At 53.5% G+C, this 21,593-nt stretch carries 12 protein-coding genes; 5 read left to right on the top strand and 7 right to left on the bottom strand.

Annotated elements, in window-relative coordinates; all coding sequences use genetic code 11:
- Window positions 1–39: 39 nt before the first annotated feature.
- Window positions 40–738 (top strand): DUF1003 domain-containing protein, encoded by a 699-nt coding sequence (locus Poly59_RS12625; RefSeq protein WP_146534350.1) that lies wholly within the window; start codon window positions 40–42, stop codon window positions 736–738.
- A complete protein-coding gene (mprF, locus tag Poly59_RS12620) occupies window positions 735–3,392 on the top strand; it encodes a bifunctional lysylphosphatidylglycerol flippase/synthetase MprF (RefSeq protein WP_146534349.1) in 2,658 nt (885 codons plus the stop codon). The genes Poly59_RS12625 and mprF overlap by 4 nt, the downstream gene beginning before the upstream one ends.
- Before the next feature lie 287 nt (window positions 3,393–3,679).
- Here mprF and Poly59_RS12615 read toward each other — a convergent pair whose 3' ends face one another.
- From Poly59_RS12615 to Poly59_RS12595, 5 genes are all read right to left on the bottom strand, one after another.
- Window positions 3,680–4,807 (bottom strand): DUF1559 family PulG-like putative transporter, encoded by a 1,128-nt coding sequence (locus Poly59_RS12615; RefSeq protein WP_146534348.1) that lies wholly within the window; start codon window positions 4,805–4,807, stop codon window positions 3,680–3,682.
- Window positions 4,808–6,180: 1,373 nt separating this feature from the next.
- On the bottom strand, window positions 6,181–10,569 hold the full coding sequence (locus Poly59_RS12610; RefSeq protein WP_186776201.1) for a DUF885 family protein: 4,389 nt from the start codon (window positions 10,567–10,569) through the stop codon (window positions 6,181–6,183).
- The gene (locus Poly59_RS12605) at window positions 10,562–11,545 is read right to left on the bottom strand and encodes a dihydrodipicolinate synthase family protein (protein WP_146534346.1); all 984 of its coding nucleotides are present in this window, start codon (window positions 11,543–11,545) and stop codon (window positions 10,562–10,564) included. The genes Poly59_RS12610 and Poly59_RS12605 overlap by 8 nt, the downstream gene beginning before the upstream one ends.
- Window positions 11,545–12,978, bottom strand: coding sequence for an NAD(P)/FAD-dependent oxidoreductase (locus Poly59_RS12600; RefSeq protein WP_146534345.1), 1,434 nt, complete (start codon window positions 12,976–12,978; stop codon window positions 11,545–11,547). Before Poly59_RS12600 ends, Poly59_RS12605 begins: the two co-directional genes overlap by 1 nt.
- Window positions 12,975–14,063, bottom strand: coding sequence for a proline racemase family protein (locus Poly59_RS12595; RefSeq protein WP_146534344.1), 1,089 nt, complete (start codon window positions 14,061–14,063; stop codon window positions 12,975–12,977). Before Poly59_RS12595 ends, Poly59_RS12600 begins: the two co-directional genes overlap by 4 nt.
- A 105-nt stretch (window positions 14,064–14,168) precedes the next feature.
- Here Poly59_RS12595 and Poly59_RS12590 point away from each other — a divergent pair, with 105 nt between their 5' ends.
- Window positions 14,169–14,909 (top strand): AraC family transcriptional regulator, encoded by a 741-nt coding sequence (locus Poly59_RS12590; protein ID WP_146534343.1) that lies wholly within the window; start codon window positions 14,169–14,171, stop codon window positions 14,907–14,909.
- Window positions 14,910–15,317: 408 nt separating this feature from the next.
- Here the strand turns inward: Poly59_RS12590 and Poly59_RS12585 are convergent, their stop codons facing one another.
- Window positions 15,318–16,232, bottom strand: a complete 915-nt coding sequence (locus Poly59_RS12585; protein WP_246151591.1) for a PAS and helix-turn-helix domain-containing protein — start codon at window positions 16,230–16,232, stop codon at window positions 15,318–15,320.
- A 200-nt stretch (window positions 16,233–16,432) separates the two neighbouring features.
- The gene (locus Poly59_RS12580) at window positions 16,433–17,728 is read right to left on the bottom strand and encodes a carbohydrate porin (RefSeq protein ID WP_146534342.1); all 1,296 of its coding nucleotides are present in this window, start codon (window positions 17,726–17,728) and stop codon (window positions 16,433–16,435) included.
- 477 nt (window positions 17,729–18,205) lie between these two features.
- Here Poly59_RS12580 and Poly59_RS12575 point away from each other — a divergent pair, with 477 nt between their 5' ends.
- Entirely contained in the window at window positions 18,206–19,714 is a 1,509-nt protein-coding gene (locus Poly59_RS12575) for a porin family protein (protein WP_146534341.1), read from the top strand.
- 293 nt (window positions 19,715–20,007) lie between these two features.
- Complete coding sequence (locus Poly59_RS12570) at window positions 20,008–21,498, top strand: arylsulfatase (protein ID WP_146534340.1); 1,491 nt, start codon at window positions 20,008–20,010, stop codon at window positions 21,496–21,498.
- Window positions 21,499–21,593: the final 95 nt, after the last annotated feature.

Below are 21,593 nucleotides of genomic sequence, written 5' to 3'. Positions count from 1 at the left end.
TCCCCGCTGACGCGTCGGCGACCTCCAAAACTGAGCATCATGAACAATCACTCAAAAACCAACTGCAGTGTCTGTGGCAAGTCATTCGTGATGTCCGACCTGACTCCCGGACGGTTCGTCCGCCCGTTGGTCGTCGAGCGAATCACTTACGACCATCCCGATTGGCAAGCCGATAGTTACATCTGCCATCACGACCTAAATCATTACCGCAGTCTGTACGTTCAGAGTGTTCTTGAGCAGGAACGTGGAGAACTGTCGTCCTTGGAAACGGAGGTGATCGAGAGTTTGCGGGATCACGATATCCTGACTCAGAACCTAAACGACGTCGTCGATGAAACGTTCACATTCGGTGAAAGGTTAGCTGACAAAGTGGCAAGCTTTGGCGGTAGTTGGACATTCATTCTGTTGTTTGGCGGTGTGCTTATCCTTTGGGTCACGATCAATTCGATTGCCGCTATTGGTGTTCAGTTCGACGTTTACCCATTTATCTTCTTGAACTTAGTGCTTTCTTGCCTCGCCGCGATCCAAGCTCCGGTCATCATGATGAGCCAAAACAGACAAGGCGCAAAAGACCGTCTTCGCGCCGAAAATGACTACCGAGTGAATTTGAAAGCCGAGCTCGAAATCCGTCACTTGCATTCCAAACTGGATTTGCTGCTCACCCACCAATGGCAACGCTTGCTTGAGATCCAGCAGGTCCAAACTGATCTTCTGGAAGAGCTCGGGAACAAGCGATGAGCGACGAAACAGCATCTGATCGCCGAAACAGCCAGAGATTGGAGAATCAAACGAGCACGATCCAAAGTCTGATGGCTTCGGCTGCGAATGCTGCTTGGCTGCGCCCACTGCTTTCCGGCGCATTCTTCGCAATCGCATTGTGGTTGTTGCATCACGAGTTCAATGCATATGAGGCGGCGGATGTTGCGGCAAGTTTTCGCTCGATCCCCATCAATGTCGTCCTCGCCGCATTATTCTTCACCGCTTGCAACTACACCGTGATGATCGGCTACGACTGGCTTGGTGTGAAGCTGGTGAAGCATCCGCTCAGCTTCAAGCAAGTCACGATTGCGTCGCTTCTATATTATGCGTTCAGCAATTCGCTAGGCGCTTTGTTCGGTGGCACGCCCGTCCGAGTGCGTTTGTATTCCGGTTGGGGAATGACGTCGCCCGAGATCGTTCGGTTGATCGTCGTCATCGCCACGGCATTCTGGGTCGGACTGTTTTCGCTCGCTGGTCTGCTGTTTGTCTGCGCACCGTTCGATATTCCGGACCGCTTCAATCTGCCTCTGGCGAATAGTCGTCCACTGGGCATCATCATGCTCATACTGGCTAGTACGTTCTTTGCAGGCTGCGCGTTAAGAAAAACGCCGATCCATTTTCACGGCATCAATTTCCAGCCACCGCCTCTTCGTATCGGACTCGCTCAAGTTGGCATCGCGATGTGTGATTTTCTGTTCGCCTCGGCCACGCTTTTTATATTGTTGCCGGCCGATGTGGGAATCGGTTTTTTTCCATTCACTGCAATCTTTCTACTCGCAATCATCATAGCACTTATCAGTCACGTGCCTGGTGGTCTCGGTGTGCTTGAACTTGTGTTCGTAACGATGTTGCCACAGTCTTCGCACGGACTGGTCGCATCGCTGCTTGCGTTTCGAGTGATTTATTATCTGGTGCCATTGATGATTGCGATCGTTTCCATCGCGATTGCGTCGATTGTTAACGTCGCAAAGCAGACGTGTAAGCGAAGAGTTGATCCCAATATCGATCCTCGATCACGCGTCGGGTTGGTTGTCGATGTTACCCGTGTCGTCGCGCCGCGAATCATCACCGGTGCAATCTTTGTCGCCGGATTGATTCTTCTTATTTCCGGATCGTTGCCCGCCGCCGAGGGCCGTATGAAGTTTGTTCGCGAAGCGATGCCGTTGCCCGTCGTCGAAATTTCACATTTGCTTGGCAGCATCATCGGAGCACTGCTTTTGATCCTGGCACGAGCACTCCAGCGCCGCATCGATGCGGCGTGGACGTTGACGGCGATCTTGCTGGGCGCTGGGATCGTTGTGTCGCTTTCCAAAGGCTTTGACTATGAAGAAGCTAGCGTACTAGCGATCCTCTTGCTCGCTCTACTACCCTGTCGCAGCTACTTCTATCGCAAAGGCAGTCTGCTGTCGCCGTCGATAAGCATCGATTGGCTCGCGTCGATCGTGATGTCGCTAGGACTATCGATTTGGCTCGTTTTGTTCGCCTACCGCCATGTTGAATACTCCGGCGATCTTTGGTGGGACTTTGCGTATCACGGCGACGCACCGCGTTCTTTGCGAGCACTGTTGGGAGCCGCTGTCGTGTTCACGCTAGTCGCCGTCGCCAAGCTGCTCCGTGCCCGTCCGTCCGATCCTGCGTTACCCACGGAGTCGGAATTTGCCGAAGTCGAATCCATCGTTACGTTGGCTCAACCGACCGATGCAAACCTAGCGTTGCTGGGTGACAAACAGTTCGTATTCAGTGAAGACCGCAAGGCTTTCGCGATGTTCGGCTGCGAAGGCAAAAGCTGGATTACGATGGGCGATCCCGTCGGTCCACAAGAATCCGCCGATGATGCTGCGTGGAAATTTCGCGAAGCCTGCGACGTAGCCGGTGTCTACCCCGTCTTCTATCAAGTCGATGAGTCTAATCTCAGTCGGTATATCGACATGGGCCTGACGCTATTGAAGCTGGGCGAAGAAGGTCGTGTGCCACTTGCCGACTTCTCGCTCGAAGGCAGCCATCGAAAGGATCTTCGCCGCACCAAAAAGAAATCGGGTGAAGCGGGACTTCAATTCAAGATCATTCCCCGTGCGGAAGTGCCCGTATTGATTCCTCGCCTGAAAGTAATTTCCGACGAATGGCTAGCCGACAAGCCGGCGGGCGAGAAAGGATTCTCGCTCGGCTTCTTCAACGAAGCGTACCTCGCCCGCTACGACATCGCCGTCGTCACGCAAAGCGACCAACCAATCGCATTCGCCAATGTCCTACGAGGCGCGAACAAGCAAGAGCTCTCGATAGACTTGATGCGATACGTCGAGGATGCGCCCCATGGAGTGATGGAGTACTTGTTTCTCGAACTGATGCTCTACGGCAGCGTCGAAGGCTACCAATACTTCAGTCTTGGTATGGCGCCACTCTCCGGAGTAGACGCCCACCGCCTCGGCTCATTGTGGAACCGAGTCAGTGACCTGATGTTCCGCCACGGCGAACACTTCTACAACTTTCAAGGCTTGCGAGCCTACAAACAAAAGTTCGATCCCGAATGGACACCCAAATACTTAGCCTCCCCCGGTGGAGTCTCAACTGCACGAGTTCTCACCGATGTCACCACCCTTATCTCCGGCGGACTTGTTAAACTGCTTCACCATTAAAATTCGGTGAATCTTTATCATCTCGTTGGTTACGAATCGAACCTCTTGATTGTCCCGTCTCCGTGATATCAGCCACGTTAACTAGCCTATCAGCTTCGTTCTATCGACGGTCTCTGATGTGCTTAAGAGAATAGCCACCGGCGAGCAGGTTCGTGGCGATGTTGAAGATACGAGGTGCGTTGAACACTGTTGCTGTTTGTACGCAAGCTGATAGCACGGAAACGGCTACAGATAAATGCCCGCAGCCGTTTGTGAAATCGACAAGCGATAGCCAGCTTTTCAAGAAATCAGAACTCTTCGCTGATCACTTCTTTGCTTGCCCGGGTTCCTAACGCTCCCCATACACCAAATGGGCTCGGTGATCCGGCCGGATGAACGGACGAGTCCGACACGGTGAGTGGCTGCATCCCCTCGGTTGACGAATTAATTGAATCTGTGACGAACTTGACCGCACCGTCGCCCATCAACACATGAGCTCCTCCCAAGTGCCGGCTCGAAACCGTGAATATCCCACCGCCCCAGTCATCGCTAACATTTTGAGTCATGATGCAACTGGGACCGTTCGGCCCGATCACGGTAGAAACAGCCGTATTGCAAGCGACCGAATCAGCCCACCAGCGACCCTTGTTCGCCTGCCCGCCGAATCCTCCGTAACCGAGAACATCGTTCGCGGTCGAATAGAACTGCGGTCGCAGTGGATCGACAACATCAACACACTCCGCTTTTTCGATCCGTTCGTACGACGCAGTATCAGCGTCAACCAACACAGCGGCCGTGCCCACAATGGATCGATCGCCATTGTCGGTCGCGATCTCGCCCATCGCCATTGTGTTGCTCAAACCGTCCAGGCAATCTCGGAACTTCATCGAGCGTTGCCACACCCAAAAACCACGTTGCGCGGCCCGTCGACCGTTCCAAGTTGGCCAATACCAAGTCAACCACTCGCTCCCGTCCCCATAGTTATATGCGTAGTTGAATCGCCCGATTCCAATCGACTGTCCCGGGTCGGAAGGGCATCGAAAACTTTGAACTTCATTTCGATAGGGCGTGTAGTCAACATTCCAAGGAAGCCCGCCGAAAGCGGCGAAAGTCGTCCCGGCCTCGTTGACGTGCGGACTCGCAATTTGTTCCCATAATGCTTGCTGTTCAATAAACGGCAAAATCGCAACGTTCGGCCCGAGGCCACGCCAGTTCGGCACCGTTGTGTTACGACTCATCGGCAAGCGTTGGAAAGCAGAATGATAGTTGTGCAAGCCCAAGCCGATCTGTTTGAAGTTGTTTGAACAACTCATCCTTCGCGCAGCCTCGCGCGCGGCCTGAACAGCTGGTAGTAACAGTCCAACCAAAACGCCAATGATTGCTATCACCACCAACAATTCCACGAGCGTAAAACCGCTCTTCTTTCGACAACTCATTTTTCAACACTTTCAATCGGGGAAATACATGACACTGCAGAACACGGCAGTTCGGGAAATCAACGTCTCTGCTCGGCACTGATCTACCTCTCTGCATCCGATTGGATTTCGCACGCCGCGAACCAATCAATCCATAGCAAATGGATCGTCATCTTTTGGGAGCCGCGCTCTCAGGTGGCAACCGTTCGGTCGACAGCTTTCGAAGCGCCTCAATCTCCTCTCCCTCGGGCATAGCCAAGAGCGTTCTACCGCTGCCGTCTGAACATCCAGTGAGGCAGGATGCCGAAAACAACAACACCGTAAAAGAAAAAAACAGGGACCAACGCATAGCCAGAATTCGCTTAAAGAGTATGGAGGTAGGTCAGACTAAAAAACGGCGCCGAGTACAGTTCGGAACTCGTCGAAAGATTCTCTTGAGATCGTAAACTCGATCACGCAAAAACACTTCACACCGATCGATGCAAACCATTTAAAACCGGTTTGGAGTCGCCTGGCAGAATGTCAAGCTAACGGCCGTTCGAACAACGATGCAAAGCAGTTGGCGTACCAATCGATATGAATCATCCGTATTCACAAAACCGTGAGGTCCCCCTGGAAAGTGGCTGGATATGAACCACTTGAATTCCTGCCTTGCTAGGCAAAGATCAACGCCGTAGATGTCGAGCAAGATCCTCCACTCGACCGCTGGACGAGGCATGTAGAGTCGCTCATCGGGCATCATCCATTGAAGACTTCTGGAATATTTAAACTAGTTTTTTTGCACAACTTGAGATGCGAAGCTTATAAGCAGTTTTTGTGTTGCTAAAACTTTTGATGCCTCTAAGTTCAGCACGCCAAAGAAGACGGAAACAACAAACTGCGACTGCATCCAGCTTGCGATAGAGGGGCTCGTAAGTGGGAAGCCACTTAACGTATGAATCGGCCATCTTTGGCTCCCCAATTTCCTGTCCGCATTACGCTGCCATGAGGATGGAGAACTAAGCACTTTCTATCAATTGCCCGCAGATGAGAATCGACTGTTCTACTGACGGTCAATAATGCTGGTTTCAACAGTTTCACACCACATTCTGCACTGTTTGGGATCCTGGTTGGCGATCAATAGACAGTACCTGAAATCGATTGGCGTGCATGCAAAGCAAAACAGCCAATCTGAATAATGCCATTTCGCGGAAAACGTACTTTGCCTGCATCAGGCGAGTATCGATTCGAAAAGCAGACGCTTAAGTCTTTGGCTATTTGGCCCGACTTTAAAATGCGGGAGCAATGCCTGCGTCATTCGGCAGAAGCTTCGCCGCTTGGATACGTAGGCCACGACGCCGTCTCTGAGATCCGTCGTGACTGAATGTTCGGCGACTATCAGCTTAAAAGAAGCTCTAGAATCGCCACATCGGTGGTTGATCGGCTTGCATGTAACCACCATTCACGATGGCGTTGACTAAAGCGATTGGAAGACAGTTGTTTTCCATGACTGTATTATGAAATTCTTTGAGGGTCTCGGTGCTGGGGGCTTTTAATTGATCTGCAACCTTCCTCAATTGCATTGCCCCCAACATGTAGGCCGCTTGGTATAGCGGTGGATAACCCGATCCGATGCTGCGTCGCACCTCGGCAGTAGCGTTCTTCTTGTCAAATCCAACATTGTCAATCAAGAAATCGACACACTGATTTGGCGAAAAGTGCCCTAGGTGAAAGTTCAGCGAAAAAATGATTCGTGCATAGCGATGCGCCCGCCACACGAGGAACCCCAAGCGTTCTTCTGGAGTCCTCGCAAATCCATTTTCATGTAATCGAAACTCCCAATAGACGGCCCATCCTTCGAGCCAAAAGGGCGTTCCGAACATTTTGCGATGGGTTTGGTACCGGTTGTTCTGGAATCCTTGCAAATGATGGCCCGGGATCAATTCGTGATGAACGGTTGCTCGTGCAAAAGGAATATTGTTCCCCCGCAAAGATTGACGTTTTTGTTCCGTGCTCATTCCGCGAGAGGGGAATGAAATGCTGATGGTCTCGCCGCCAGTGAAAAATGGATTGATAAGCTGGCGTTTAGGGCTCATCATTTCCATCTGCCACGATGACTTTGCAAGCGGATCGATCGTGACCGTCCCCTTTTTTTCCAGCCAATCAATTGACTCTTCTGCCAGTAACCGAATTAACTTTGGTTGTGCACCTACGCGAACGTGCATCGACTTGACCTTCTCGACGGCGGCTTGCCAATCATTACCGTAACCCATCTCTTGAGCGGCCAAGACCATTTCCCTTCGGCATTTCACATATTCATTCTGAGCAAGGGAAATCAACTCCTCGGGCGTGTTGCCGATAAATTCGCGTTCGAGTTCCGTCATAAGCCGCTCCCGTCCAACGACCACGCCGGATAATCCGCTGTCATCGTCTGCGCGCGAGACCCTCGTTTCGTGATTCTGGTCGTGCTTGTATTTTGCAATTTGATAAGCAATTTCCTGACGCAGAAGCAGGTAGTCGGTTTGTTCGGCGGTCGGCCAGTCCTCGAATTCCTTGCCATCGATCTTTAGTGAATCAAGCGCCGATTTCCACTGGTTCAGATAAGCCTGCTTGTCACTTTGGAGCGAAGCTTCACCAATACGATTGGGACCAAAGTCGTCCAGGTATTTCTGCATGATTGCGGGCATCCACGCGGGGCCGGCCCGGGTGTAACTTTTCAGGTTTGGATACCCCGCCGCAAGCATGACGGGAAATTCCGATGCAAAAGGATTTGTTGATGAGGTTGCTTTCTCGATCGATGGCGAGGGAGCTTCGGACGTGTTTACCCGGTCAATGAACGATTGGAGTTCGGCGATGGTCTTGGTTGCTTGCGGAGCGACCCACCAATCGTATTCCGGATTATATTCGTTGTAGAAATTGTTCCAGCTTACGAACTCATCATTGAGCTGCTTTATTGCGTCAACAAAAGACTCCGAAACGGACGGTGTTTCATCGGGTGTTGCCCAAGCTGAACGAAGTTGGAAATTGACGCTTTCCAACGTTGTAGAGATCATTGGGAAGTCGAGGGTCGTTCCTCGTTGGTCTAAATCACAAAGGTCGATCAGTTCGTTTAGAAACGGGGCATGCTGTGTAATTAGTTCGAGTGTTTGCCGACTTTCATCAATTTTGACTGCGTCGTTACCAATATCTTCAATCAACTTTGATTTTGCGATCTCCATGATGTCCTGGCTGTCTGATCCCAACCGTGGTTCGGCTTCAAGCTTTGATTGCCATGCATCGATGAAGCGTTGTTTTTGAACGATGCCTTCGGGTGAAAAGCGGATCGGGAACCGTCGCTGGATACTTCCGCGATCGGCGAGGTAACGTTGCCGAACATTTTCCCAGACGCTTCTGGGCGATAGCGATTCGAGCTCGCCGATTTCTGGGGCTCGCTGCGTCGTCGAGGCGAGCGAGGCGGTGTCCGAAGCGGACGTCACGGAACGATCGGTTTGTAGTTTTTCAACAAAGAAATCCCAAGTGCGACGGCGTCCGTAGGTTCCACCGTCGCTGTGTCCGAGTCCCGGGATCATGATAAAGTCGAAGGTCTTATCGGCTCGAATAAGCGCATCCACTAGTCGGTACGTGGATTCCGGCGGAACGTTGGTGTCCAGTTCACCGACAATCAACAGCAAATTACCCTTCAACTTTGCCGCGTGATCAATGTTACTGTTTTCGCTGTAATGATCGCCGACGGGATAGCCCATCCATTGCTCGTTCCATGATGCCTTGTCCATTCGATTGTCATGGCAACCGCACGATGCCATCGCGGCTTTATAAAAATCACCATGAAATAGCAGTGCACCGCAGGCGTTTTGGCCGCCCGCCGATGTGCCGTAGATACCGACTTGGTCAAGATCCATTGCCGGATACTGTTTCGCAGCCGCTCGCATCCAAGCGATTCGATCGGGAAATCCGGCGTCCTTGAGGTTGTGCCAGCAAACGTTGTGAAACGCTTTGGATCGATTCGCGGTCCCCATCCCGTCGATATTGACGACGATGAATCCGAGTGAGGTGAGGTCTTGGTGCCAATCGGGGTGACGGTATTTTTTGGGGACGTGTGAATCATGCGGACCCGCGTAGATGGCTTCGATCACCGGATACCGTTTGTCCGACTCGGGATCGTAGTCGGGTGGAAACGTGATCATGCCCCAGATGTCCGTGTTGCCGTCGCGTCCTCTTGCGGAAAAGACAGTTGGCAGTGGATGCGACTGCGCTTCCGCGCCCAAGCGTTGTGCCGTCGCGAGCGTGCAAATCAATTGGCCGTCCGAAACGCGACGGAGTTCGTGAACGGGCGGAGAATCGACCCGCGAGTGGGTTGCGATCAGGTAGTCGCGGTCTGGTGAGAATTGGACCGAATGATCGCCGTCGGACTGGGTCAGTGCGGTTTCGTGGTCGCCGTCGAAACCGATTCGAATGACATGTTGATGATAGGGATCTTGGTCGTCGTGATATTCACCCACAATCAAATCCAACGTTCGCTTGGCTTCGTCGACATCAATGATATCACGCACCAGCCAATCCCCGCTGGTAATCGGTTTCCAAGCCGCTTCCTTGGCCGTGTCAATCAAGTAGAGATGCCGGTACCCATCTCGTTCGCTAGAGTAGATGACTTCATCGGAGGACGACAGGTAGGAAATCAACGGCATCGACGTCCGGTGAATCGTCCAGATGAATGTTTCGGTTTGTTCATCGATCGGTGTTAGAACCGTATTTGTCAGCGGATCGACGCGAAATAAGCGAAACCGTTGGTGACCGCGATCCACCTTTTCAATTAGTAGTTCGTTCCCATCGCACCAGCGAAGATTGGGGCGTCCGAAATCGAACATCGGCAAGTCGACCTTTAGCGGTGTCGCTGATTCGACATCGACGAACAACAGTTGATGCTGGTCCATCGCATCACCAGGCAACTCGTAAGATCGACTTTGAAGCTTGGCCCGCCCGCCTCCTTGGGGAGACGATTCGAGCGTGAAGACTTGGTGGTGATCTCCAGTCCTGGTTTGCCAAACAGCCAAGACACTGCCGTCGGGTGAAAAATCCATCCCGCTCAAATTGCGATCGGACTCGGGCAAGACCGCGTCCAGATCCACCGACATCCAAGACGCGTCATCAGATTTTTGGTCTAAGAGTTGAAGCTGACCGCCCTCAATGCGTGATTTCCAACGGCGATCGACGGACTCGTTCCTGTTCGCGGGAGCCGACGGCTTGGACTTTGCTGATCGTCGTCCTGTTCTCGAGTGCGGGAACTTCCGCTTTATCTCAGCCACGATGCGAGTTGCTTGAGCAACCGCGCTGCCGTAGAAGTTGCCATCCTGATCGACCGCGACCCAGACGTGCCCGACGTAGGTGTGTTGCCGACGTGATTGGCCGGGTTCCAAATGCCCATACGGCTGGCGAGAGCCGTTGGAATCGTTCCAGAACAACTGAACGATATGATCGGTGGCGTTTACGAGTTCGATCTCGGTGTCGTCAACGGTCGGACCCGATGGCGGAACGGGACCGCCTGTGAAGCCTTGCGTATCGACCGCTTGATCCGAGACACCAGGCAGGTCGATCACCATCGTTCCGGTCGCTGCATCGACATTCACTTTTTCATGCGCGCCCGTTTCCGTCTCTCGCAAGAATAAAAAGTGATGCTGGTCGCTCCACTGAGGCACGATTCGGGTATTGATGGTGCGGCTTACATCAGCCGCATCACCCGCGGTGGTGACACTGGCCATCGCCGGAAACGTGCAACCCAAAACAACTAAGATTCGCCAATCAAGCATCACTGGAACCTTCCCATTTCGCATACCAAGTTTGGAACAATTCAAGCTGTTGTTCCGCGTAGCATCGTTGTGCATCACTCAATCGATCTTCCGCATCGAGCGGCCGAGCCAGCGAGGCTTGGCCGGCCAAGGACGCCAGCAGTCGATAGTACAACGTCAGGTCAGGACCTTCATCAAAAGTCGAGAGAACCTTCAACGCTTCATCAAGCTCAAACGCCTGGGTCCTCGCCAACGCATCTCCCGCAGCGGCACGGCGGCACAACTCGGTCAGTCTCAACACTTCGTCGGGCAAGCAATTGCCGATGCCGGTGATTGCTCCCACCGCTCCGCAGTGGACGAATCCGTAGTAGACCTGCGTGTCGACGCCGACCAGCAGCCATCCCCCGTCGCGCGATGACGTGATATGTTCGGCGGCGTATTGCAACGATGCGGCACCCCCAAATTCTTTAAATCCAATCAAGTTGGCGTGCGATTGCCGAAGCTTGAAATACAGGTCCGCTTTGGTTTGATACCCGTAGTAGGGACTGTTGTAGATCACTGACGGCAAGTCGTCTCCCGCAGTCAGCACGCGCGCGAAGTGATTCGCTTGCGCTGCTGGTGAAGCCCCGCGAGATAAAAGCCGCGGGATAATCATTAAGCCAGCGGCACCTACTTCGGCGGCGTGGGCGGCGTGACCGCAGGCGACTTGTGTGCTGACCGCGCCGGTTCCAACGACCACCGGCACGCCGGCATCAACCAAACGGGCAACGCCTTCGCGGCGTTGGGCATCGGTCAACAGCGGCCAATCGCCCATCGAACCGCAATACACCACGCCGGACATGCCGGCGCTAACCAGTTCGCCGGCGCGACTGACCAATGCGTCGTAGTCGACGTCACCACTTGCAGTGACCGGCGTCATGATCGCGGGCATGCAACCGCGAAAGACATCCGCGTTGCCGATCGCTTGAGTTTCAGACCTTGGAAGTGTGTTCAGCATCAAATTCGACTCGGGGAAAAAACATTAACGATGGGGGACGCAGGCTGGCCCGACGAAATCGATTCGCCAGAAGGAAATTCATTGAAAGAAGATGTCGGTGGAGACGTGGCCTTGCGAGCTCGATTGAATCGCGACAGCGAAAACGGTTCGACATCTAGGAACGGTTCTTCACCGCAAATCATTTCGGCGATCAATCGACCGGTGCCCGTGCCCGTCGATATACCGATCATGCCATTGCCGGCGGCAACGAAGGCATTGTGTGCCGTGGCGGAACGATCGATGCAGGGAAGATCGTCGTACACCATCGGTCGCCACGCGGCCGACGATGTTTCCGGTTGTTGCGGTAACCGATGGCGAAGGTACGACTGCGCCGATTTTTGGATCATCTTCAATCGCTTCGCGTCCACCGATCGGTCGTAGCCGGTCAACTGCATGGTCGACCCTATGCGTGTGTGACCGGCAAGCGGCGTGACGGCCACATGGCTGTCCTCGAAGATCATTGGCGTGACGGGCGACGACGCACCGCTGGCAAAGCTCATCGAATAGCCTTTGCCGGGAACGATTGGAATTTGGCATCCTAGTGGTTTCGCAAATCGCGGAGCCTCAGCACCCGTGGCGAGCACATAGTAGTCGGCGCGAAAGCTCCCTGATGAAGTCTTCAGGCCATCGACCTTTCCGCCGGCAATCACCATCTCATGGACTTCGGTTTGCTCGACGAACCGGCCGCCGCGTCGGAGGATTGATTCCTTCAAGTGACAGATCAGACGATCAGGGTTCAGGTGCGCATCATTTGGGAAGAACCAACCCCCTGCCAAACCATGCACTAGCGAAGGTTCCAAGTCGCAGATCGATGATCCATCGAGCCGTTCGGCATGGACTGCGAATCGAGATTGCAAGTCATCGGCGGTAGCTTGATAGCGATCGAGCGAACTTTGGTATCGATGGACCAACAGCAGCCCCCGTCGTTCCCAGTCGATCGAATTCGCGACCGTGTTTCCAGAATCAATGCCGTCATCACTTTCGTTGACATAGTCGCGATACAATTGCATCGACGCTTGCAGCAAACCGTGACGGACGGGGGCCGCATGATCGCGATGGCGGGCGGAGCACTTGGTTGCGAAATGGAAAAGCCATTTCCACAGGAAAGGGTCGAACCGCATCGGGATCGACAAGGCACCGCCGGGCGTTAGAAGGCTGGGCAGGGAGTGGCGGATAGCCCCCGGCGCGCACAGTGGCAGTGCATGGCTTGGACAGACGTAGCCGCAGTTCACGCCCGAGGCACCGCGGCCGACAAGGTCACGTTCGATGATCGTGACGCGGCATCCACGCTGCAGCAAATAGTGTGCTGTCCAGCATCCGATCACGCCGCCGCCGATGACAATCACATCGGTGTTTCCATTGCGCATCGATCCGTTTGATTGACCGTGATTCACGAGGCCGCCTCCAGTGCCGGATCGGGGCCCGCGCCATCGGGCGATTGCCGCTGTGTCCCGTCGCAATTGGTCTTGTCACAATTGGTTTTGTCACAATTGACTGGTAACCCGAATCGGAACGGGTCATCCGGGTCAAATACGCACGTCATCTTGCCGGTCACATGCGCTCGTCCAGTGATCGATACTCGAATGCCGGCGGAATCCCGGCGATAGGTCGCCTCGAAACGACTTCCGATGATCGATTCTTGAATCCAGACCTCGCCTGGCAAAAGGTTTCCGTCGTCGGCCAAGCAAGCAATCTTCGCACTCGTTCCGGTCCCGCACGGTGACCGGTCGTAGTGACCGCCGGGGCAGAGGACAAAATTACGACCACCACGGATGCCTTGGGCGTTGTCCACTTCCAACGGACCACAGATTTCGATGTGATCGATCTCCGCCCCGTCGACACCCGTGATGCCTTGATCGGCCAGCGCGTCCATGATCGCGACGCAAAACTGCAACCATTCGGGCCGCGTCAGTACGGAAAACGAATCCAGATTCAAACTGGCCAGCGACACCAGGAAGAACCAATTTCCGCCGTAGGCGATGTCACCGACGACCGTATTGCCGAAGTTTTTCGTGGCGTCTTGGACGGGAATCTGAACGGCGACTTGCCGCATCAACCGAAAGCTGGGCACGTTCTCGAACGTGACTTGATGGTTCTCGTGCAGGTTCGCACGGACGACGCCGACGGGCGTTTCGAGTTGGTAACTTCCCGGCTTTAAGTCCTCCGAAAATCGCAAGGCCTCGACGACGCCGATCAAGCCGTGACCGCACATGCCAAGGTAGCCGGTGTTGTTGAAAAAAATGACACTGGTCAAGCAAGACGGATCATCCGACGGGGAAACGAGTGCCCCCACCATGGACTCGCAGCCGCGAGGTTCCAGCAAGATCGATCGGCGCACCCAGTCGCCGGGGCCTCGCAACCATGACCAACGTTCGGCCGGCGACGCGGACGCAGAAGGTCCATGGTCGCAAACCACGTCGATGACCACTCGAGTGGGTTCGCCGCCGGTGTGCGTGTCGATAATTGAAAGTCTTTGCATGCCCGTTATCTTAAACGCCCAGCGACGGAAGTCTTGACCGAACTTCGATCGTCAAGCTAGATCGGCGCATAGCAACAAACGTTCGACGTCGTTAAAGTCGAGCAAATGAACACAGAGCAATTTCGCCGCGACTTCTACGCTCGGCTGGCCGAGCCGATGACTGTGGAATTGCTGCTCGACCACGTCGATCACTTAACGTATTTCATCAAGGACGAACGGGGACGCTATGTCAGTGTCAACGAAACGTTAGTTCATCGTTGTGGTGCGAAAGACAAACGAGACATGATCGGTCGAACGGCAGAGGAGACGTTTCCACCGCCGCTGGGCAAGTATTTTTTGCGTCAGGACTTAGAGGTCGTTCGATCGGCCCAGCCGCTTGTCAATGAACTCGAACAACACCCGTATCCTCAGCGTAAAACGGGGTGGTGTTTGACGACGAAGCTGCCGCTGATGGATGCGGACGATCGAGCTATCGGTTTGGTCGGTTTCTCGCGAGACTTGCAATCGCCGGACCAAGACCCGATCGCGTATGAGTCGGTCGCTCGCGTGATCTTGCACATCAAAGAGCACTTGGACGAACCGCTGCCGACGGCGGAACTTGCGGCACTGGCGAACTTATCAACCTGGCAGTTTGACCAGCGTGTTCGAGAGCTGTTTGGCTTGACGACCGGCCAACTCGTCCTGCAAACGAGGATGGATGCGGCGGCAACGCGAATTCGCGGCCCCCATCAACCACTGATCTCGATCGCGATGGCGGTTGGTTACTCCGACCAAAGTGCCTTCACCCGGCAATTTCGCAAGACGTTCGGGATGACGCCCAGTCAGTACCGATCCAAGGAAGCCTGATGGGCTAGTGACAAGCGGCTTAGAAACGATCTGCCGATTAATCTCGATCGCCGCGATTCGCGATCGTTCCCGTTGCATCAGTGGGAGCTTTGGCCTGAAGAGCAAGTCGATGATGCCCCTGAATCGCTAGATGGAATTTGGCCTCCGATCAACGCATGAGCGTACTTTTTAACATCGTGGCGATGTTATCGTGGAGGGGTTCATAAACGGCAACGATTCGTTTACTGAATCTCTGTTTCAAGAGATTCGTGCTGTGCGTCATTTTGGTAGTGACTTTCCCGTGCATCATTTAAAACCGAGAATCATTTTCATGGATCCTGCAGGGTCTACATCGTCCAATTCAACGGTTGTGATGGCGTTGTTTGGACCCTCGGTATCGGAAGTGGGTGTGCTTCTCTGTTCGTCGCCCTAGCTGGGCAATCGCTTAAGTCTGACGTCTTCGATCTTGAGACCAATCGACGTGACGATTGATACGATCTCAGCCTGTCCACTGACGTTCAACTTCTGACTGATCGATGACTTGTGGCGTTCCACGGTCTTGGGACTACGGTGAAGTGCCTTAGCGATCGAGGGAACGCTCATGCCGTGACCAAGCAATACTAGGACCTCGAATTCACGGTTGGACAGAATGTCCAACTCGCCCAGGTTGATAAATTGGCTTGAAACGACTTCGACCGCACCCGTCTGCACTGAATTAGTGCTGATCACTTGGGAATGACTGATAACGATCACGCGGTCATAGGGCGGTCGCTTATCGCGAATGGGCCATACCGTCGATTCAATTCGTTGGCCATGATAAATGTGATGGATCGAAAGGGGGCGATTCTCATCGACGACGCGTCTGATCATCGCCAATCGTTCTCCGACAAACTCGGATGAATGGTAGTCGCTAATTCGCTTGCCAAGGTAGTCGAGCTTGGTCGCTTGCGAAAACAAAACCATCGACGTGTCGTTAACGAATATCAGTCTGCCTTCGACATCCGTGATACTGACCCCGATACCAGGTGTGCAAGATAATGCCGCCCAAATCGAGGTGGGGTCGTATGCGGGTGGGTCAATTCGAATGTCGGATCGGGCCGACGTCGAATTGTCCTGAGGGCTCTCTGAAGACATCGTGATGCGGTGGGATGGAATGAAGATGGAATCTTGGCGGTGCAAGTCGAGCAAATCTCCAAAGAATGGATGGATCGACTCATAGTCAACGTCCTGCCCCATGCCGATATATTGTGTATCTCGATGGAACGAGTTGCGTTGATGCGACATCGCCAGGGATGGCGATATTCTAGCCTGCCAGCGAATGCCGTTGTGATGATCGTTTGTCAAAACGGGAACATCACGTTATTCGTTCGATGAAATCCGATTCGCACATCCACAACAGTTTGTCCGCAGGAAACACAGTCGTGGCGTAGGTGAGGGGGGGATAGAGGGGCACATCCCCCCTTCGCCGCGTCGGCTGGCTTCGGTGGATGAATCTAATTGCGAGATTCGGATGCAGCCCAATCAAATTGCAAGGTCAACGCGATTTAGAATGCCAAGTTTGCCCGAACACCTAGTACATATGCATCGTCGACGGATTCGCGCGCCTGCGAGATCCATTGAAAGTCCGGCGTGATAGTCAGCATTTTATTGGCTTGAAAATTGTAGAACGCTTCGACGCCTTGGCTATCACCAATGCCACCTAAAGCAGCGTTCAGGAATGGGCCAATTTCGTCGCTGGTGTCGTAGAAGAAATAGCCCAACCCGAACGCGTCATCTTCACGACCGTCGATCATGCTGCTACCGCCGATGCCAGCACTAAGGAAACTGCTAATCGGGTTGGTGTTATTGTCGGCGATACCGGCCCGGGCAAAGTATCCCCAACCGCGATTTGGATTCGATCGATCACTGACCAAGTACTGGTCTGTGTTCCAGTACAGCGACCACGAATCGCTTGCCCGATCAATGGGGACTTGTGGCAAAACGATCCGTGGATCTTGGTCGAGACTGGTGTAGTCGCGGTTGCTGTATGTCGCCCCAACAAGCTGGTGTCCAGGACGCCCCGCCAGGTTCGTTGGCACACGCATCTCAACCGAAACCGCAATGCCTTCGGAAAACAGCTCGTCAAATCCGCTGCTTGTGGTGGTATTTGTCGGATTGATCAATAGAAACGACAGGAGCGGTTCGCCTTCAAGCAGGTACGCGAACCCAACACCGAGCGACGAATAGGGAATCGTGCGAAGTGCGATTGGATTGGCAACAAAGGCCACGTTTGAAAACTGCTTGATGCCTCGACCATGCGCAAATGCGTTCGCGTCACCATCGAGAGTGTCCACCTTTCCGGCGAAAACAATGAAGCTTTCTGAGAGTGCTTGAGTGATCACGAAATTGGTCAAATACAGATCGCGACTGTCCGTTGCGGGCAAATCGGCCGCAAGTGTTGCCGGCAGCAAAGCACCAGTCGGTTCGACGATCGAACGACCAAAGCGATGCTCGGCGCGAAGCTTAAGAAACAGGCCTTCCTGGACTCCCAGTTTTCCGAAATCGAAGTTGGCTACGTAGTCCCCATGGCCACCGTAGCGATCGGTTTGGTCTAAGCCACCGTCGACGGTGCCAAAGTAGAACTGCGTAAGATTGTTGCTGAACGTAATTCCGTTTTCGGCCCAGGCTTCTCGGCATGAAAGTTTGCGAGATATAGAATCGCAACCTTCTGGCGAAACATCGCAGTAGTTTCCACTGCCATCGTCGCAAAATTGGCTCAACGCGGTGTTGGCGGAAGCCATCAACGATAAAAGAGCAACCAGTGTGCGGTGTACGCGAAGTGAGTTTTGAAAAGCTGCCATGTCGATCCTTCGACCTCGGTTCGTGAACTTCCTTGTTCGATTTCTGAGCCAGATATCTGCCTCTGTTTGATTTTCGAACGTCCCGCATCGAGCTCGGTAATTTTGTTCGCCGCGTTTGGGCAATCGTCCTGACGAAGTGTCGGTAATTCCGGTTGCACGAAGCCTGCCGCATGGTTCGGCATTTTGTGTCAAGCCAGTGATCCCAGTTTCACGTCGGTTGCCACCAAGAGTGCTGGACTAAATTTAGGATGAATTGAGCGTGAAACGATTTTCGTACTCCCCATCACCACCATTCGATTCCGCTTGGTTTTGAACCCTTCTGGAGATGGAATTCGGTAGATGCAATGTAAATTCGCCTAGAAGCTGCACCATCAAATTGATAATCCTTACCGATGGTGCCGATAAAAGAGGTGGTTCGGCATTACTGCTGTCGCGGATTCACGCCATTACTCAGTTTCATGATGCATCAACGCCACAATGAGTCGCAACGCGAAAAACCGATTGCTAGGCACCTGCCTTTTCGCTTTGGCGATCTTACAGGCGACATGCGGGTTTTCAGAATCCGCGACATCCGTGTTTCCAACGGAACCGGGACAAGGGGAACAAAATGCGTCGAATCTCGCTCCGACAAGCAAATTCGGTGGACTTGCTCTTTGCGACCCTGTCTTGGTCGAATCGGTTCTGCCGTTTGATGTCGAGCCTGCTTACCCATCAGAGAATGCACCGATCCATTTGGACTACTTCGAAAGTGCGGATCAACTTCAAAACGATGCCTTCCTTCGACCGATTTCCATTGGCGTTGGCTACGACGAAGGCTTCATCATCGCCAGTGAAGGCGATTCAACGGTTGGTGAAGCGCAATTCCCCTATCGACTAAAGATCAATGGATGGGGGCAGTTGAGGGACACGACTTTTCATTCGAACGGCAGCAACCGTGACCTGAATCAATTGCAGCTCAAGCGGGCACGTGTGGTTCTTTCGGGAAACGCGTTCAGCACGGATCTTTCCTACTTCGTTCAGTTCGATGGGCGAAGCAATGTTGCTGACAGCATACGGATATTGGATTACTACTTTTCGTACGATGTGGGACGCCATCTTTGGAGTGCGTCTCCAGGAACATTCGGCATCCGCGCGGGGCTCTACAAGATGCCTTCATCGCTTGCACGTCAGCTTAGCGGCAAGGAACTGCAGTTCGCTGATCGGTCAATGAGCAGCATCTATTTTGATGTCAATCGCAGCCTCGCGTTTGGGCTTTACGGAACTGTTCAAGCACTTTCCAAACCGGTCCGTTGGGAACTGGCTGTGTTCAATGGGTTGGTCAGCGGCGGAGCAGAGACTGGCAGCAGTGGAGCACTTGACAACAATAATGCGTTTTCGGGACGAGTAGAGTCTTATCCGACAGGTGAATGGGGGCCTGGACAATTGGCGGACCTGAGCCACCACGGAAATTTGGCAACGCGCGTCGGTGCGGGCTTTGCGACCACAACGATTGATCGCAGTGGTTCGACCGAATTCAGTTCGCTGCGAACCGTCGACGCCGGACTGCAGCTAGTGTCGCTGCTGCCCGCGTCGGTCAACTCATACGACGTGGCCCAATATTCTGTCGATGGCTCCATGAAATATCGCGGACTTTCTCTGACCATGGAGTACTATTTCCGCAACATTAGTGGGTTTCGAGGCGGCGAGGTCGCGGATCTATTCGATCACGGTTTCTGGCTGCAAAGCGGTATTTTCTTGGTACCACGTAAGCTGGAGCTGCTCTCGCGTTGGTCGCGGATCACCGGAAACTCGGGCACGCTTGGATCGGTCAATCAAAGTTCCGATGAGATCAGTGGCGGTGGCGTTTGGTATTTTCGCGATCAACACGCGAAAATAACGATGGATGCCACTTACTTGAACGGCGCGGCGATCAATTCGTCAGTTCTCGATATCAGCCGCGGCGATATTGGGTGGCTCCTGCGAACTCAGCTACAGTTCAGTTTCTAGCCGTTCGGATCGGACTTGCTGCGGCGTTTCTCGTCTTATTGACCCAGTCTTTCACTCGAAGCCAACATTAGCACATGTCCGGGCTGAAATTGTCAAGTTGGGGCGATCCGCCCATAGAAAGCAGCCACGAAATGAATTTAAGATGAAGGCGGTGGTGTTTCGGCTTTCACCGCTTCGCATTCGTGAGACTTGCCAATAACCTAAAATCGGCGCCGTGGGAGGAATCGGATTTCATCTCAGATCAATTTTCTCAGGGAGGTGTTTTCTAAGAATCTCTTGAAGGGTTGAACCGCATGTTCGGCAAAATCGTCTGTGCTGCTGGTCTATGGTTATTCGCTGCGACTGCTATCGCGGCAGAGAAGCCAAATGTTCTTGTGATCATGGGAGACGACATCGGGTGGTTCAACCCGAGTTGTTACAATCATGGGATGATGGGATACCAGACGCCCAACATCGACTCGATCGCGCGCGGCGGTGTGATGTTCACCGATGCGTACGGTCAACAAAGCTGCACTGCTGGCCGCGCGGCGTTTATCACGGGGCAATGTCCCAAGCGAACTGGTCTGCTGAAGATCGGCATGCCTGGTGAAGATACCGGTCTTCAAGGCGAGGACCCGACGATTGCCGAGTTGCTCAAGCCGATGGGTTATGCCACAGGGCAGTTTGGCAAGAATCACCTCGGTGACCTCGATAAGTACTTGCCGACCAATCATGGCTTTGATGAATTCTTCGGTAACCTTTATCACCTCAATGCGGAAGAAGAGCCCGAAGATCCTGACTATCCCAAAGACCCTGAGTTTCGCAAAAAGTTCGGTCCACGCGGCGTGCTGAAATCGACGGCAGACGGAAAGATCGAAGACACTGGGCCGCTCAATAGCAAGCGGATGGAAACGATCGACACCGAGTTTCTGTCGGCATCGATGGACTTCATCGAGCGTCAACACAAAGCCGACAAGCCGTTCTTTTGCTGGTTCAATTCAACCCGCATGCACATCTTCACTCACTTGAAAGAAGAGTCGAAGGGCAAGACCGGACGCGGCGTGTACGCCGACGGCATGGTCGAACACGACGGCCACGTAGGCCAGTTGCTTGGCAAGCTCGATGAGCTTGGCATCACCGAAAACACGATCGTGATCTACACAACGGATAACGGTGCGGAAAAATTCTCTTGGCCCGACGGTGGCACCAGCCCGTTCCGTGGCGAGAAGGCGTCGACTTGGGAAGGCGGCATTCGCGTACCGTTTGCGATCCGTTGGCCCGGCACGATCAAAGGCGGCCGTGTTTCGAACGAGATCATCTCGCTGGAAGATTGCTTGCCGACGATCTTAGCCGCGGCAGGTGAACCCGAAATCAAAGAGAAGCTTCTCAAAGGTCACTCGGCTGGTGACAAAGAGTACAAGGTTCACGTCGATGGCTTTAACTTCTTGCCATACTTGAAAGAGGAAGTCGAAGTTGGTCCTCGCGAAACCTATTTCGCGTTTGTCGATGACGGCAATCTGGGCGCACTTCGATACAAAGCGTTCAAGTTTCATTTCTCGACTCAGACGCGTGACGGGATCGGTTCCTGGTTCTTCAAGCAAGAAGAACGTAAGGCTCCGTTGATCATCGACCTGCGAGCCGATCCATTCGAGGTTGCGCCCGAGGATTCCTCTTACTACGATGATTGGCTGGTCCGCCACATGTACGTGATGGTTCCGGTCAAGAACCTGGTGGCTAACTTCATGGACACGTTCAAAGATTTTCCCGTGCGACAAGAAAGCGGTAGCTTCACTCCGAAGCAATAACTGCGTAACGATCGACTTTCAAGCTGGCTCGTCTTGCATTGCTGCGAGAAGAAGAGCCGACTGTGCGTGCGGGAGCACTGAAAAGTTAAGCACAA

Origin of the sequence: Rubripirellula reticaptiva (genome assembly GCF_007860175.1) — a bacterium.
GTDB classification, from domain to species: domain Bacteria; phylum Planctomycetota; class Planctomycetia; order Pirellulales; family Pirellulaceae; genus Rubripirellula; species Rubripirellula reticaptiva.
This window is presented reverse-complemented; position numbering and strand designations above follow the sequence as displayed.

Bases quoted from the DNA above. Each gene is read 5' to 3' on its own strand.
- Poly59_RS12625 (WP_146534350.1), top strand. From the start codon at position 40: ATGAACAATCACTCAAAAACCAACTGCAGTGTCTGTGGCAAGTCATTC.
- mprF (WP_146534349.1), top strand. From the start codon at position 735: ATGAGCGACGAAACAGCATCTGATCGCCGAAACAGCCAGAGATTGGAG.
- Poly59_RS12615 (WP_146534348.1), bottom strand. From the start codon at position 4,807: ATGAGTTGTCGAAAGAAGAGCGGTTTTACGCTCGTGGAATTGTTGGTG.
- Poly59_RS12610 (WP_186776201.1), bottom strand. From the start codon at position 10,569: ATGCTTGATTGGCGAATCTTAGTTGTTTTGGGTTGCACGTTTCCGGCG.
- Poly59_RS12605 (WP_146534346.1), bottom strand. From the start codon at position 11,545: ATGCTGAACACACTTCCAAGGTCTGAAACTCAAGCGATCGGCAACGCG.
- Poly59_RS12595 (WP_146534344.1), bottom strand. From the start codon at position 14,063: ATGCAAAGACTTTCAATTATCGACACGCACACCGGCGGCGAACCCACT.
- Poly59_RS12590 (WP_146534343.1), top strand. From the start codon at position 14,169: ATGAACACAGAGCAATTTCGCCGCGACTTCTACGCTCGGCTGGCCGAG.
- Poly59_RS12580 (WP_146534342.1), bottom strand. From the start codon at position 17,728: ATGGCAGCTTTTCAAAACTCACTTCGCGTACACCGCACACTGGTTGCT.
- Poly59_RS12575 (WP_146534341.1), top strand. From the start codon at position 18,206: ATGAGTCGCAACGCGAAAAACCGATTGCTAGGCACCTGCCTTTTCGCT.
- Poly59_RS12570 (WP_146534340.1), top strand. From the start codon at position 20,008: ATGTTCGGCAAAATCGTCTGTGCTGCTGGTCTATGGTTATTCGCTGCG.